Raw genomic sequence first — 15,334 nt, forward strand, 5'->3', positions numbered from 1 at the left:
CGACGCTCACGCCGCCTTGGTACGCGCGAGATCGCGCTGCGTGAGATAGAGCCGCAAGTCGAATTCGATCTGATGGTAGCCCGGCTGCATCAACTCGCACAGCCGATAGAACGCCTTGTTGTGATCGCTTTCCTTCAGATGCGCGAGTTCATGCACGACGATCATCCGAAGAAACTCGGGCGCGGTGTCCCTGAAGAGCGACGCGATGCGGATTTCCTTCTTCGCCTTGAGCTTCGCGCCCTGCACGCGCGAGATCGCGGTGTGCAGGCCGAGCGCGTGACGCAGCACGTCGAGCTTGCTGTCGTAGAAAACCTTGTCGATTGCGGGCGCGACGCGCAGGAATTCCTGCTTCAGGTCCGAGCAATACTGATAGAGCGCGCGGTCGGACTGAACCGCGTGCTTGCTCGGATAGCGCGCGTCGAGATAAGCGCCCAGTTGTTGCTGGGCGATCAGTCGGCGCACCTTGTCCTGTAGCGTGTTCGGGTAGGCGCTCAGGTATTTCAACTGTTGCATGACGGCCGGATGGGTATGGATACGTTCAATGCCTGATGCGCAGGCGGGCGTGGGACGCATCGGCAGCGTCCGCAGCGTGAATTGCGCAGCAGTCTAGCAACCATTTTAGTCAACGCCGCGCCGCCTCGCCGCCGTTGTGATCACAAGCGTGTTTCGATGCGCGCAATTCCGTAAGTTTATGTTTCAGCCCGGCTACGGATATGCCCGCCGTGCGAACATGCGCGCTCTTTCGGCATGGGCGACAAAGGCAGGTTTTTCATGGCATCGAGCAAGGCGCATCACGCAACCGGATGGGCGGCAGGCATCATCGCGGCGGCGGTCGTGATGCATCCGGCGCGGTTCGCGGATGCCGACATGATGTCGGGCGCGCTGGCGCTGGTGGCGGGCATCGTCGGCGCCACCGCGCCCGACTGGCTCGAAGTCGCATGGTGGACGCGCGCCCGCAGACTCTGGATCACGCATCGCACGCTCACGCACTGGGGCATCGGCTGGGCCGCGCTCCTTGCGCTTTCATATCACTTTCTCGGGCGGCATCCGGCGGCGCCCGTCGCGTTCGGCTTCGCGTGCGGCGGCCTCATGCATCTCTTCGCGGACTGGCCGAATCCGCTCGGCGTGCCGTGGATCGTCGGGCGTCATTCGCTCAGACTGTGGACGAGCGGGCATTGCGATCTGATCATCGTCGCCGCTTCGTGGGCCGCGGCGCTGTTCGTCGTCGACGATGTCTGGTTTCATCATGCCTATGGGCGCATGCTGCTCAATGCGCTGCATATCTAGCACGTCATCGCGAGGAGTCACGTTTCCATGCAACCGAACCCGATGCGCAATCGCTTCCTTCTCTTCTTCGCCGCGTTGCTCGCGATGCTCGCGCTCGACGGCTGCGCGGGTTTCTTCAACCGCGACGCGATGCGCGTGACGGTCGCGGGCATCGAGCCGCTCGAAGGCCAGGGGCTCGAAATGCGCTTCGCCGTGAAGCTGCGCGTGCAGAACCCGAACGATGCGCCGATCGACTTCGACGGCGTCGCGCTCGATCTCGACCTCAACGGCCGCGCGTTCGCGAGCGGCGTGAGCGATCAGCGCGGGACGGTGCCGCGTTTCGGCGAGACGGTGGTGTCGGTGCCGGTGACCGTATCGGCGTTCTCGGTCGCGCGACAGGCGTTCGGCTTCGCGAACGGCGGTACGGTCAGCAAGGTTTCGTATGCGGTGCGCGGCAAGCTCGCGGGCGGCGCGTTCGGCGGCGCGCGCTTCGCCGACAGCGGCTACGTCGATCTTCCGGGAATGGGCGCGGCCGGCGACTAGGACGCCGGCGCTTCCCGCGGATCGTACGGCACGACGCGATCCGCCTCGTTGGCATCGTTGCGCGCGATCACGGCGCGGGCAGGCTCGGTCGCGCTCAGATTGACCGGCTGATGCGGCACGCCGGGCGGAATGAACACGAAGTCGCCCGGCTCGTTGATGACCGATTCCGCCAGTCCCGGCCCATAGCGCGTCTCGATGCGTCCTTCCAGAATATAGATGCCCGTCTCGTAGCCCACGTGGACATGCGGCTCGCCACGCCCGCCCGGCGGCACGACGACGAGATGCATCGCGAGGCCGCGCGTGCCGGCCGTCGCCGCCGACAAACCGATGAAATAGGGCAGATGCTGAACCGTGGCGAGTTTCTCCTGCGGCCGCACCGTGACGACCGTTTGCTGCGCTGTCTCTTGCGTGGTGACCTGCATGGGTGCTCCTCCGTCGGTTCGATGCGCCGCTCTCGACGATAGCCGAAAGCCGATGTCGCGCAAAGGTCACGCGGCGAGGCTAAGGTACCGGAAATGCGCGCACCGTGTTTGTGCAACCGCACATGCCCGACCCGGGGCCAAAAGCGCGGGCCGGCGCATAATCTCGTTGATTGACTGAAGAGTGTGCCGCAACCGCATCGCAACCGAAAGACTCGGGAGGACACCATGCTGGTCAAGAACGAAGCGCGGGTCGAACAACTCATCAACGATCTTCTGGACTTCGCGCGGGGACGATTGCCGGAACCGACCTTCAAGGTCATCGAACCGCTTCTTCGCTATTACTACGAGCAGGTCGATGTCGAGGATATCGCGAGCCGCGATGTCGCCGATCTCTACGGCGCCGCGATGGCGCACTGGCAGACTGCGCAGAAGTTCGTGCGCGGGCGCGAGGTGCTGCGGGTCTACAACCCGAATCTGGAGCAGCACGGCTGGCATTCGGATCACACGGTCGTCGAGATCGTCAACGACGACATGCCGTTTCTCGTCGATTCGGTGACGATGGAGCTCAACCGCCTCGGCCTCGCGCTGCATTCGGCGATTCATCCGGTGTTTCGCGTGTGGCGCGCCGGCAAGGGCGCGCATGCGGGCGAGATCGAGCGGATCGGTCAGGGACACGCCGAAGCGGGCGACGGCAACTCCGAGCTCGAATCGTTCATCCATTTCGAAGTGGACCGCTGCGGCGACGGCGAGCGTCTCGAAGAAGTGCGCGACAACATCGCGCGCGTGCTGGGTGACGTGCGCGCGGCGGTGGAGGACTGGCCGAAGGTGGTCGAATCGGCGCGCGTCGCGATCGGCGAACTGAAGACGCGCGACACGACGCCCGACGGCATCGAGTCCCGCGCGTTCCTCGAATGGATGGTCGCGGATCATTTCACCTTCCTCGGCTGTCGCGATTACGAGCTCGTCGAGCATGAAGGCGGCCCCGCGCTGCGCGGCGTCGCGGGCTCGGGCCTCGGCATTCTGCGCGAGACCTTGCGCGCGCCCTCGGCGGGCGACGTGACGCCGCTGCCGCCGGGCGCGGCCGCGATCATCGAAGGCGCGGCGCCGATCTTTCTCACGAAGGCCAATTCGCGCGCGACGGTGCATCGGCCGGGCTATCTCGACTATGTCGGCGTGAAGCGCACGTCGCCCGATGGCAAGGTGACCGGCGAGCGGCGCTTTCTCGGCCTCTATACATCGACCGCGTATCTCGTGCCGACTTCCGAAATCCCGATCGTGCGGCGCAAATGCGCGAACATCGTGCGGCGTGCGGGTTTCCTCGAAAAAGGGCATCTCGCGAAGTCGCTCATCTCGGTGCTGGAGCAGTATCCGCGCGACGAGCTTTTTCAGGCCGATGAAGACGTGCTCTTCGATATCGCGATCGGTGTGCTGCGTTTGCAGGAACATCAGCGCACGCGCCTCTTCGTGCGGCGCGACCGCTTCGACCGTTTCGTGTCGTGCCTCGTCTTCGTGCCGCGCGACAAGTTCAACACCGACCTGCGCCGCCGCATCAGCAAGGTGTTGATGGAGGCGTTCAACGGCAAGAGCATCGAGTTCACGCCGCTTTTGTCCGAATCGCCGCTCGCGCGAATTCATATCGTCGTGCGCGCAGACCGGGGCGCGATGCCCGAAGTCGATACACGCGAACTCGAAGCGCGCATCGTGCAGGTGGCGCGCCGCTGGCAGGACGATCTCGCCGATGCGCTCATCGACAGTCACGGCGAGGAGGCGGGCAATCGTCTGCTACAGCGTTACGCCGATTCGTTCCCCGCCGGTTATCGCGAAGACTATCCGGCGCGCACGGCGGTACGCGACATCGAACTGATCGAGGCGACGCACACGAGCCCCGGCGGTTTGTCGATGAGCCTGTATCGTCCGATCGAAGCCGGGCGGCGCGCGTTCCGCTTCAAGGTTTATCGTGTAGGCGATCCGATCGCGCTGTCGCATAGCTTGCCGATGCTCGAACATCTCGGCGTGCGCGTCGATGAAGAGCGGCCGTATCTGATCGAGCCGACCGGCGCGCCTAATGCATGGGTCCACGATTTCGGCCTCGAATTGCAGGACGATGTCGAGTTCGATATCGATCGCGTGAAGCCGCTCTTCGAGAATGCGTTCGCGAGCGTGTGGTCGGGCGAGATCGAGAACGACGACTACAACCGCCTCGTGTTGCGTGCGCAGTTCGGCGCGCGCGACGTGACGCTCATGCGCGCGTACGCGAAGTATCTGCGGCAGGTCGGCTCCACGTTCAGCGACGCGTATATCGAGCGCGCGCTGATCGGCAATCCGCCGATCGCGAAGAAGCTGCTGCAACTCTTCATGGTGCGCTTCGATCCGGCGCGCGGCGGTTCGGCCGAAGATCGCGAGAAGGCTGCCGAACGCGTGCTCGCCGATATCGAAGCGGCGCTCGATCAGGTGCCGAACCTCGATGAAGACCGCATCCTGCGCCAGTTCCTCGGCGTCATTACGGCGACGGTGCGCACCAACCATTTCCATCGCGATGCGAATGGCCAGGCGCGTCCGTATGTGTCGTTCAAGCTCGATCCGTCGAAGGTGCCGGGCCTGCCCGAGCCCAAGCCGATGTTCGAGATCTGGGTCTATGCGCCGCGCGTGGAAGGCGTGCACTTGCGCGGCGGACGCGTCGCGCGGGGCGGGCTGCGCTGGTCGGACAGACGCGAGGATTTCCGCACCGAAGTGCTCGGCCTCATGAAAGCGCAGATGGTGAAGAACACGGTGATCGTGCCGGTGGGATCGAAAGGCGGCTTCGTCGTGAAGAATCCGCCGCCCGCGACGGACCGCGAAGCGTTTCTCAACGAAGGCGTCGCGTGCTATCAGATGTTCCTGCGCGGCCTGCTCGATGTGACCGACAACCGCACGCCCGACGGCATCGTGCCGCCGCCGGACGTCGTGCGTCACGATCCCGACGATCCGTATCTCGTCGTCGCGGCGGACAAGGGCACGGCCACTTTCTCCGATTACGCGAACGCGATCGCGCACGAATACGGCTTCTGGCTCGACGATGCATTCGCGTCCGGCGGCTCGGTCGGTTACGACCACAAGAAAATGGGCATCACCGCACGCGGCGCGTGGGAATCGGTGAAGCGCCATTTCCGCGAGATGAACTTCGATACGCAGACGACGGATTTCACCGTGGTCGGCGTCGGCGACATGTCCGGCGACGTGTTCGGCAACGGCATGCTGCTGTCGCGCCATATCAGGCTGATCGCGGCGTTCGATCATCGGCATGTGTTTCTCGATCCCGTGCCGGATGCGGCGACGAGCTTCGAGGAACGCGCGCGTCTTTTCGCGCTGCCGCGTTCGAGTTGGGCCGACTACGATGCTTCGCTGATCTCGACGGGCGGCGGCGTCTATCCGCGCACGGCGAAGTCGATTCCGATCTCGCCGCAAGTGCAGGCGGCGCTCGGCATCAGCGCATCGGTGCTAGCACCGAACGAACTCATTCGCGCGATCCTGCTTGCCGAAGCCGATCTGCTCTACAACGGCGGCGTGGGCACGTATGTGAAGTCGAGCGCGGAGACGCATCTGCAAGTCGGCGATCGCACCAATGACGCCGTGCGCGTGAACGGCGCGGAACTGCGCGTGAAGGTCGTCGCGGAAGGCGGCAATCTCGGCTTCACGCAACTGGGGCGCATCGAGTTCGCGCAGCATGGCGGGCGCATGAACACGGACGCGATCGACAATTCCGCGGGCGTCGATTGTTCGGATCACGAGGTCAACATCAAGATTCTGCTCGGGCTCGTCGTCGCGGATGGCGAGATGACCGAGAAACAACGCAACGCGCTGCTCGCCGAGATGACCGATGAAGTCGGCCTGCTCGTGCTGAAGGACAACTACGCGCAGACGCAGGCGCTGTCGATCGCGAAGCGTCACGAAGCCGAGACGCTCGACGCCGAGGCGCGCATGATGCGCTTTCTCGAACGCGCGGGGCGCTTGAAGCGCAGGATCGAGTTCCTGCCTTCGGACGACGAGATCGCCGAGCGCGCGGCCGCGAAGTCGGGACTGACATCGCCCGAGCGCGCGGTGCTGCTCGCCTACGGCAAGATGTGGCTCTACGACGAACTGCTCGATTCGGACGTGCCCGAAGATGCGCTCGTCGCGGACATGCTGCCCGACTATTTCCCGAAGCCCTTGCAGCAGCGCTATAGCGAGACGATGCAGCGCCATCCGCTGAAGCGCGAAATTCTCGCGACGCATCTGACCAATGCGCTCGTCAATCGCGTGGGCTGCACCTTCGTGCATCGGCTGATGGAAGAGACCGATGCGTGCCCGAGCGATATCGTGCGCGCGGTGCTGATGGTGCGCGACGTCTTCGATCTCGACGATCTGTGGGGCAGCATCGACAGGCTCGACAATATCGTCGCGGATGAAGTGCAGGCGCGTATGTTCGTCGATGTCGTGCGTCTGCTCGACGATACCTCGCTCTGGTTCCTGCGCCATCTGATGCACAACGGGTTTGCCGCACACGAAGCGCGCGGCGTGCTCGCGCGCTGCCGCGAGGCGGCGCACCGGCTTGCACCGCAACTGCCCGCGCTTCTGCCCGCGCCGCAGCTCGACGCATGGTATGCGCGCCGGCGCGAACTCGAGGATGCGGGCGTCGAGAGCACCCTCGCGGCGCGCGTCGCGAGCGGCGAAATCGCGACGGCCGTGCTCGACAGCGCGGAAGTGGCGGCGTGCTCGGAGCGCAGTCTCGAACTCGTCGCGAGCGTGTACTTCGGCATCGGCACGTTGCTCGATTATCGCGGTATCGCCGAACGGGCGATGGCGCTGCCGATCGTCACGCACTGGGATCTGCTCGCGCGCGCGGCGGCGCTGGAAGAGCTTGCGCGATTGAAGCGTGCGCTGACCGTGAGTGCGCTGGAACAATCGCGCGGCATCGATGCGCCCGATGTGATCGTCGAAAGCTGGCGTGCGAAGCGGCAGGACGCGCTGGATCGTTATACGCGGCTCCTGGCGGAATTGCGGGCGAGCGGCGGGGCGAGTCTGTCGATGCTGCTCGTGGTGGTGCGGGAGATGGCGGTGCTGGAACGGGCTTGAGAAGCGTAGTGCCGTGATGCAAATGGACGGGCGCCGCAAGGCGCCCGTTGCGCTTTCTAAGTAAGCAGTGTGTCCTTAATCGATGTCGAATATAAGTGATCCGAATCAAACTCATGAAGTACCCAATTCGCTATCGGCGCGCATCGGCAACTTTGTCCGATACATGCTAGATCGCGTGCATGATTTAACTGGTCGGGCACTTTACATTGCATAACCTGAAGCATTAAATCAACGAGCGGACCCAAGCGTCCGCTTTTCGCAATTCATCCCCGTTCTCGTGGTCTCTCAGGTGTGCATCCGATCGACACGCCACGCACGATCCGATGGCGGGTTCCTTGCGCTTTCGCGTACCAACTGGCAGGGTCGGAAACGTTGCAGCGCTTCATTCAGCAGCGAGGTCTCACAATGGTCAATATCTCAGGCGAAGCGATCGACACCCTCAAGGCGTCGGTGAGAGGCAGGATCATCTCACCGGAGCAAACCGACTACGACGAAGCACGCAAGGTCTGGAACGCGACGATCGACAGGCGCCCCGCGCTCATCGTGCGTTGCGCGGGCACCGCCGACGTGATCGCCGCACTCGCGTTCGCGCGCGACAACGGCCTTCTGGTCTCGATTCGCGGCGGATCGCACAACATCGCGGGCAGCGCAGTCAGCGACGACGCCTTGATGATCGATCTCTCCGCGCTGAAATCCGTGCGCATCGATCCGCAAGCGAAACGCGCGTATGTCGAACCTGGCGCGCTGCTCTCCGACTTCGACCACGAAGCACAGGCATTCGGCCTCGCGACGCCGCTCGGCATCAACTCGACGACAGGCGTCGCGGGTCTCACGCTCGGCGGCGGCTTCGGCTGGATCAGCCGCAAGTTCGGCGTGACGGTGGATAACCTCGTCGCGGCGGAGATCGTCACGGCGGACGGCACATGGCGGCGCGTGAGCGCGGACAGCGATCCCGATCTCTTCTGGGCGTTGCGCGGCGGCGGCGGCAACTTCGGCGTCGTGACGCTGTTCGAATACCGGTTGCATGAAGTGGGTCCGCAGATCTACGGCGGCCTCGTCGTGTATCCGCTCGAACAGGCCGACGAAGTGCTGCCGAAGTATCGCGAGTTCGTCGCGCAAAGTTCCGACGATTTGACCGTATGGGCCGTGTTGCGTCTCGCGCCGCCGTTGCCGTTCCTGCCCGAGAGCGTTCACGGCAAGCCGGTCGTCGTGATGGCGAGTTGCTATGTCGGGCCGGTCGAAAACGGTGAAAGGGCGCTTGCGCCCGTGCGCAGCTTCGGCACGCCCTACGGCGAGCATCTAGGGGCAATGCCTTTCGCCGCATGGCAGAAGGCGTTCGATCCGCTGCTGACACCCGGCGAGCGCAACTACTGGAAGTCGCACAACTTCGCGAGTCTGAACGACGAAACGTTCGACATCCTGACGAATGCGGTGAAATCGCTACCGTCGACGCAATGCGAGGTGTTCATCGGCGCGATGGGCGGACAGACGAACCGCGTTCCCGTCGATGCGACGGCTTACGCGAATCGCGATTCGATCTATACCATCAACATTCACGGCCGCTGGAGCGATGCCGCCGACGACGAGAAGTGCACGAAGTGGGCGCGCGACATGTTCGCCGCGATGACGCCGCACGCAATCGGCAGCGTCTACGTGAATTTCATGACCGGTGAAGAAGGCGAACGCGTGAAGGCGGCGTATGGCCCGAACTACGAGCGGCTCGCCGAAGTGAAGCGGCGTTACGATCCGGACAACGTGTTCCGTAGCAATCAGAACATCACGCCCGCGGCGTGATTCGTGGCGCGCCGTCTCTCCTCGCGGGAAACGGCGCGCTCTAAGCGCTGTTCAGGGCCGGTCGAGATGACGGCGCATATCGCGCGTGTCCGTGTTCGACACGTCGCCGTTGACTTCCTCGTAGACGAGCTTGAGCGTTTCGCCGCTCAGATGATTTCGTAACAGGCCGAGAAACCGAGGTTCGACCGCGAGTCGCAAGCGATCGAATCGTTGATGCAGACGGCTTTGTTCGAGATACTCGCCGACGGTCCTGGCGAATGTTTCCCGGTCTCTTTCTGCCGTTTCCGTCGCGCGCGTAGCCGGGTTCCTGATGTCCTCGACTTGCCGCAAGTCCAGCTTCAGTCCTTGCGTCTCGAAGATCCGGGCGCGGCTGGCATCGGCGGCAAGCACCCAGGTGATGGCGGTCATGATGCTCCTCCTGTTCGCCAGCCCAAGCAGGCTCCCGCCATTGTGCGCCTAATCTTCGTGCAACGGCTTCGTTCTCGCGCGGCATTCGCTTTCGCGGCGCAGCATAACGCGCGCGAATTCGCTTCAAGGCAGCATCGAACCGCTCGCCGCGAAGCGCGTGTGAAACGAAAATGCCTGATCGAGACGATGAGGCGTGTGGCCACCGGCCGCTGCTGCATCGCGGTAATAGTCGCGCAACAGATCGCGGTAAAGCGGATGCGCGCAGTTCTGGATCACGCTCATCGCGCGTTCGCGTGGCGCGAGGCCGGTGAGGTTGGCAAGCCCGCGCTCGGTCACGACGATATCGACATCGTGTTCGTTGTGATCGCAATGGGGCACCATCGGCACGATGCTCGAAATGCGTCCGTCCTTCGCGACGGATTTCGTCGCGAAGACCGCGTAGGCGGCATTGCGCGCGAAATCGCCCGAGCCGCCGATGCCGTTCATCATGTGCGTGCCGCCGACGTGCGTCGAATTCACGTTGCCGTAGATGTCGGCTTCGAGCGCCGTATTGATCGCGATGAGGCCCAGACGCCGGATGACTTCGGGATGGTTGCTCACTTCCTGCGGCCGCAGCACGAGCCTGTCGCGATAGCGTTCGATATCGCGCAACACCTTGTCCTGCCGCTCTCCGGACAGCGTGATCGACGCGCCCGATGCGAACGTGGCCTTGCCGGAATCGAGCAGATCGAAGGTGGAGTCCTGCAGCACTTCGGAATAGATCGTCAGCGCTTCGAACGGCGACGCGGCGAATCCGGACAGCACCGCGTTCGCGATCGTGCCGATGCCGGCCTGCAGCGGCGGCAATCGTTTCGGCAGACGGCCGCGCGAGACTTCATGCTGAAAGAACTCGATCAGATGACCCGCGATCAGCGCGGTGTCTTCATCGGCGGGCAAGACGGTGGACGCGCTGTCCGGCGTGTTCGTGATGACGATGGCGGCGATCTTGTCGAGCGCAATCTCGATGGCCGCCACGCCGATCCTGTCATCCGTGCGCACGATCGGAAGCGGCTCGCGTTGCGGCCGGTGCTCGGGAATCCAGATGTCGTGCAGCCCTTCTAGCGCGATCGGCTGCGCCAGATTGATCTCGACGATCACGCGTTCGGCGAGTATCGCGAAGCTCGCGGAATTGCCGACCGAAGTCGTCGGCACGATGCCGCCCGTCTCCGTGATCGCGGCGGCTTCGATGATCGCGAGATCGAGCTTGCCGAGGCGATTCGCGCGCAGCAGTTCGACGGTTTCGGACAGGTGCTGGTCGACGAACATCACGTCGCCGCGATTGATCGCGCGGCGCAAGGTCGTATCGACCTGAAACGGCAGGCGGCGCGCGAGCACGCCGGCTTCGGTGAGGATGCGGTCCGTGTCATGGCCGAGCGACGCGCCCGTCATGAGCGTGATGCGTAACGGCTCGTTTTCCTCGCGGGCGCGGCGCGCTATTTCGAGCGGCACGGCCTTCGCGTCGCCTGCGCGCGTAAAGCCGCTCGCGCCGACGATCATGCCGTCGCGCACGAGTCGGGCCGCTTCGGCGGCCGAGGTGATCTTCCCGCGCAAGGCGGCACAGCGAATGCGGTCTTCGTACATCGACGTCTATCTTCCAGAGCTTCGTTTAACCGAAGGCGATTATAGGTAGCGCGCTTTGTCATCGAGATCGCAAGGTTGAAAGACATTGTTCCAATGCCGTACCACTTTGCGCTCGATCCAATCGGATGCACATACGGTCGTCTGAAACCGTCGTGGAAGTGCGGCAAATAAGCGCGCCGACGATGAATCGACTCCACTATAGGGCGCACGAGGCCGTGAATTAATCGCTACGCCAGGAAGGCACCTTTTCATGCGCAGGCACGAAAGGCGCATCGGGATCGACGAGCGCGGTGCGAATGAAGTGCAGGCACGCGAGCACGCGTTGCATGTCGTGACGCGCATCGCGCTCGGCGCGCGCGAGTTCGAGCATGCTCTGCGCGATCAGGATCGACGCGACGACCGAACCGATCGCACGACGCAGCGTCGCGCTGTCCGGCGTGCGAAAAAGCACCGCGATATCGCGCAGCACGCGCGCGAGCGACGTGCTCCACGCGATGCGCAATGCATCGGGAAAGCGCTGTGCTTGCAACGCACGCGCTTCGTTGCGCAGATCGATCATCGCCTGTCCGACTTCGAGCGTGACGAGCATCCACGACAGCGCATGACGATGTTCGCGCGAGCGTCGCGTGAGCAGGCCGCGCAACTGCGACATCAGATCGTGCGTGCCCGAATGAAAGCGCTCGCCGAGTCCCGCCAGTTTGCCTTCGCACGCGAGCGCGGCCTGAGCGCGCAGTTCGGCGAGGGTCCGGCCAACCAGCCACGGCGTGCGCGGCGGCACGATGACCGCGCACGCGATGGCCGCGGCGAGCATCGCGACGAGCACCGCGAGGCCGTTGTTCAGCAGCAGCGCGGGATCGTAGACGATGCGGTTGTCGGGCGCGGCGAGCAGGCAGAAGAACACGCAAAAACCGATGCCGTATCCGGCGGTGCCGGAGCGCATCGCGAGGAATGCGCCGGCCGCGAGCGGCGGCGCGAGCATCGCGCACAAGAGCGCGATGCCATCGATCGCGGGATACACGTGACACAGGTACGTGTATCCCGTGACGATCGCGAGCGCCGCGCCCGCGGCCATCTGCGCGATGAACTTCGACGGCCGCGCCGATGCCGACGACAACGCGCAGGCCAGCGTCGCGCCGATCACCGCGTAACCGCCGCTCGGCCACGCCGTGACGATCCAGAACCACGCGGTCGCGGCGATCACGATGCCGGTGCGCATGAACGTCGCGGCAAGTACGAAGCGGTTGGTCTTCGCTTCATATCGCGAGGATGCGCGATCTTTCAGACGCTCGCCGTTTGCGATCGATGCATAGCGAATCGTATCGTCGATGAAGCGATACAGAAGCTCCGCCGATGTCGTGAAGTCGAGTTGCGTCGTTGCGTCGGTGTTCGCGAGCTTGCGTTGCGCATCGCGCAGACGCTTCGGCAGCGTCGCCTTGTAGCGTTCCAGATGCACGTTCAGCGATGCGTGCTCGAAGATGCGCGCGAGTTCTTCGAGAAAAGGCACGAGGGCTTCGTGTGCGCATCGCGCGCTGTCGTTGGCGCGCAGTCGCTTCATCGACTGATCGAGCGCATGAAGGCGCGCGCACGCGTCCATGAACGCGCTGTTCAGTTGCGCGAGCTTGCCGTTCTCCTGACGCATCGCGGGCGACTCGTAGGCGGCGAAGCCACGCGTCGCTTCGAAGCCGACGATCTCATCGACGAAATCGGCGAAACGGCGCTCACGAGCGATGCGCGAGAGACGGCTGCGCAGCACGTCGGCGGCGAATGTAGCGAATTGCGCCCGACGCGCATCGAGCGAATGCATGAGCGTCGCGCTGGCATGGCGCGGAAAAACGAGCGCGCTCACCACGCTCGAACACACGATGCCGAGCATCACTTCCGCGCCGCGCGTGAGCGTCGCGATCAGGAGGCCGTTCGGATCGGCGACGGCGGGAATGCCGATCAGCGCGGCCGTATAGCCCGCGAGCACGAAGCCATACCAGCGGAACTGGCGATAACGCACCGCGAGCGCGGTGCACGCCGCGACCCATAACGTCAGCGCGAGCGCATAGAGTTCGGCCTGCTGCACGAATACGGCGCCCAGCACGAGCGCGGCGAGCATGCCGAGCGCCGTGCCCGCGAAACGATAGACGCTCTTTGCGAGCACCATGCCGGCGAAGGGCTGCATCAGCACGAACGTGGTCGTCATCGCGACGCGCGGCTGCGGCAATTCCAGGCGCATCGCGATGCCCATCGCGATGAACGCGGCGAGCAGCGTCTTCGCGAGATGCAGCCACACGTGACCGTTGGTGGCGAACCAGTCGCGCGTCGACAAGCGTGCTTCCATGAACGACATGCGATCCGCCGATATGCCTCTGCTCAAGAAGGCGCCGATTGTAGGCAAGTCGTCTTGCCGGATTAATGTGGGAATCCGGGAACATTCTTTCCGGATTCAACAACAATCGATCGCGCGGAAAGGCGGACAATACCGTCTCCGATGTCATTGCTACGGTTTGATGGATACCCTACAGAACATGCGGGTCTTCGCCCGCGTGATCGAAGCCGGCACCTTCACGGCTGCCGCACAGTCGATGAACTCGACCACAGGCGCGATGTCGCGCGCCGTCTCCGAACTCGAAGCCCATTTGCGCACGCGCCTGATGAACCGCTCGACGCGGCGTCTCGCGCTCACGTCGGCGGGCGAGCGCTATCTGAAACGCGTGCGGCAGATTCTCGCCGACATCGACGGCGCCGAAGAAGAAGCAAGCTGCGCGCATGAGCATCCGTCGGGCACGCTGCGCATGTTCAGCTTCGCGAGCGTCGGGCAGCATTACATCCTGCCCGCCATCGCCCGATATCGCGCGCTTTATCCCGATGTGAAGGTCGAGCTCACGCTGTCGCAACGCATGCCCGATCTCTTCGAGGGCAGCAGCGACGTGGCCGTCGTGTCGGCGAGCGCGTTGTCGGATTCGGAAGTGATCTCGCACAAGCTGGGCGCGACCTTCAGCATTCTGTGCGCATCGCCGGAATATATCCGCGCGCGTGGCGCGCCCGAGGAACCGGCCGATCTCGCGCAGCACGATTGCCTCACCTTGCAGACGCCCGCGTTTCCCGCACGCGAATGGACGCTCGAAGGGCCCGAGGGCCGCGAGACCTTGCAAATCAGCGGAACGGTGCAGGTGAATATCGCGGAATCGCTCGTGGTCGCGATCCGCGAAGGCATGGGCATCGGCATGTTGCCGCTCTATGCGGCGATCGAGGGCTTGCGCAACGGTTCGCTCGTGCGCGTGTTGCCGCGTCACACGTTGCAGCGCACGAGTCTCTTTGCGCTCTATGCGTCGCGCAAGTTCGTCGATGCGAAGACGCGCACTTGGGTGGAGTTTCTGCGCGCGCATCTGCCGGACGTGATCGCGCGCGACGAAGCGTTGCTCGCGGAAGTCGGGCAGACGGCTGCGAACGTTTTGCGCGTCGCGTGACTCACGTCTCGCTCCACATGCGCAACAGGTTGTGATAGCAGCCGACGAGCGAACGCTTCGCGGCTTCGTCGCCATTGGTCGCGTTCAGGCGCTGGATGGCGTTGTCGAGATCGAAGAGGAGCGCGCGCTGGCCGTCGTCGCGCACGAGGCTTTGTGCCCAGAAGAAGCTCGATACGCGAGCGCCGCGCGTGACGGGCCGCACCTGATGAAGACTCGTCGCGGGATAGACGATCGCATGACCCGCGGGCAGCTTCACTTCCTGCACGCCGTAGGTGTCTTCGATGATGAGCTCGCCGCCGTCATACTCTTCGGGCGGCGTGAGAAAGAGCGTGACGGATACATCGGTGCGCACGCGCGCGCCATGACCGGGCACGATGCGGATCGCGCCATCGACATGACTGCCGAAATGCATGCCGCCTTCATAGCGATTGAAGAGCGGCGGATACACGCGATTGGGCAGCACGGCGCTGATGAATAGCGGATGGCGTTCCAGCAGGCCGACGATCGCATCGCCCATTTCGAGCGCGATCGGCGAGCCTTCCGCGATCTGCATGTTGCGCTTGACCGGCGCGCCCTGATAGCCCGCGGTCGCGCGGCCATCGACCCACGAGTCGCTGGCTTCGAGTCGCGCGCGCATCGCGGCGGCGTCTTCGGGGCTCAGCACGTTCGGTATCGAGAGGATCATTTTTCTTGCCTTCGCGAACGCGCGCCGCGTAGCACACGGCGCGCTCGCAT

Annotated in this window: 11 protein-coding genes; 5 read left to right on the forward strand and 6 right to left on the reverse strand. The window is 64.1% G+C overall.

The genetic code is table 11. The features are described 5' to 3' along the window. Nucleotides 1-6: 6 nt before the first annotated feature. Nucleotides 7-513: a M48 family metallopeptidase gene (locus QCE73_RS28435; protein WP_187606504.1), complete on the reverse strand. Its 507-nt coding sequence runs from the start codon at nucleotides 511-513 to the stop codon at nucleotides 7-9. 258 nt (nucleotides 514-771) lie between these two features. Here QCE73_RS28435 and QCE73_RS28440 point away from each other — a divergent pair, with 258 nt between their 5' ends. Next, the gene (locus QCE73_RS28440; protein ID WP_187606503.1) at nucleotides 772-1,287 is read left to right on the forward strand and encodes a metal-dependent hydrolase; all 516 of its coding nucleotides are present in this window, start codon (nucleotides 772-774) and stop codon (nucleotides 1,285-1,287) included. A 27-nt stretch (nucleotides 1,288-1,314) separates the two neighbouring features. Then, the gene (locus tag QCE73_RS28445) at nucleotides 1,315-1,809 is read left to right on the forward strand and encodes an LEA type 2 family protein (RefSeq protein WP_035501552.1); all 495 of its coding nucleotides are present in this window, start codon (nucleotides 1,315-1,317) and stop codon (nucleotides 1,807-1,809) included. Here QCE73_RS28445 and QCE73_RS28450 read toward each other — a convergent pair. Further along, a complete protein-coding gene (locus QCE73_RS28450; protein ID WP_309884562.1) occupies nucleotides 1,806-2,231 on the reverse strand; it encodes a cupin domain-containing protein in 426 nt (141 codons plus the stop codon). The two genes, QCE73_RS28445 and QCE73_RS28450, sit on opposite strands and share 4 nt — an antisense overlap. A 225-nt stretch (nucleotides 2,232-2,456) precedes the next feature. Between QCE73_RS28450 and QCE73_RS28455 the strand changes: the two genes are divergently transcribed. Together QCE73_RS28455 and QCE73_RS28460 are read left to right on the forward strand one after the other, a co-directional pair. Continuing rightward, entirely contained in the window at nucleotides 2,457-7,322 is a 4,866-nt protein-coding gene (locus QCE73_RS28455) for an NAD-glutamate dehydrogenase (RefSeq protein WP_035501555.1), read from the forward strand. 405 nt (nucleotides 7,323-7,727) lie between these two features. Beyond that, nucleotides 7,728-9,116, forward strand: a complete 1,389-nt coding sequence (locus tag QCE73_RS28460) for an FAD-binding oxidoreductase (protein WP_309884563.1) — start codon at nucleotides 7,728-7,730, stop codon at nucleotides 9,114-9,116. Nucleotides 9,117-9,167: 51 nt separating this feature from the next. On the opposite strand, the gene QCE73_RS28465 is transcribed toward QCE73_RS28460, so the two are convergent. From QCE73_RS28465 to QCE73_RS28475, 3 genes are all read right to left on the reverse strand, one after another. After that, nucleotides 9,168-9,524: a host attachment protein gene (locus tag QCE73_RS28465; RefSeq protein ID WP_035501558.1), complete on the reverse strand. Its 357-nt coding sequence runs from the start codon at nucleotides 9,522-9,524 to the stop codon at nucleotides 9,168-9,170. Nucleotides 9,525-9,647: 123 nt separating this feature from the next. Continuing rightward, nucleotides 9,648-11,144 (reverse strand): acetyl-CoA hydrolase/transferase family protein, encoded by a 1,497-nt coding sequence (locus QCE73_RS28470; RefSeq protein ID WP_309884565.1) that lies wholly within the window; start codon nucleotides 11,142-11,144, stop codon nucleotides 9,648-9,650. 220 nt (nucleotides 11,145-11,364) lie between these two features. Then, entirely contained in the window at nucleotides 11,365-13,506 is a 2,142-nt protein-coding gene (locus QCE73_RS28475; RefSeq protein ID WP_309884566.1) for an FUSC family protein, read from the reverse strand. A 133-nt stretch (nucleotides 13,507-13,639) separates the two neighbouring features. Here QCE73_RS28475 and QCE73_RS28480 point away from each other — a divergent pair, with 133 nt between their 5' ends. Beyond that, the gene (locus tag QCE73_RS28480; protein ID WP_309884567.1) at nucleotides 13,640-14,599 is read left to right on the forward strand and encodes a LysR family transcriptional regulator; all 960 of its coding nucleotides are present in this window, start codon (nucleotides 13,640-13,642) and stop codon (nucleotides 14,597-14,599) included. A 1-nt stretch (nucleotide 14,600) separates the two neighbouring features. On the opposite strand, the gene QCE73_RS28485 is transcribed toward QCE73_RS28480, so the two are convergent. Continuing rightward, a complete protein-coding gene (locus tag QCE73_RS28485; RefSeq protein ID WP_035501562.1) occupies nucleotides 14,601-15,284 on the reverse strand; it encodes a Fe2+-dependent dioxygenase in 684 nt (227 codons plus the stop codon). Nucleotides 15,285-15,334: the final 50 nt, after the last annotated feature.

This window comes from Caballeronia sp. LZ029, from assembly GCF_031451275.1.
Classification (GTDB): Bacteria; Pseudomonadota; Gammaproteobacteria; order Burkholderiales; family Burkholderiaceae; genus Caballeronia; species Caballeronia jiangsuensis.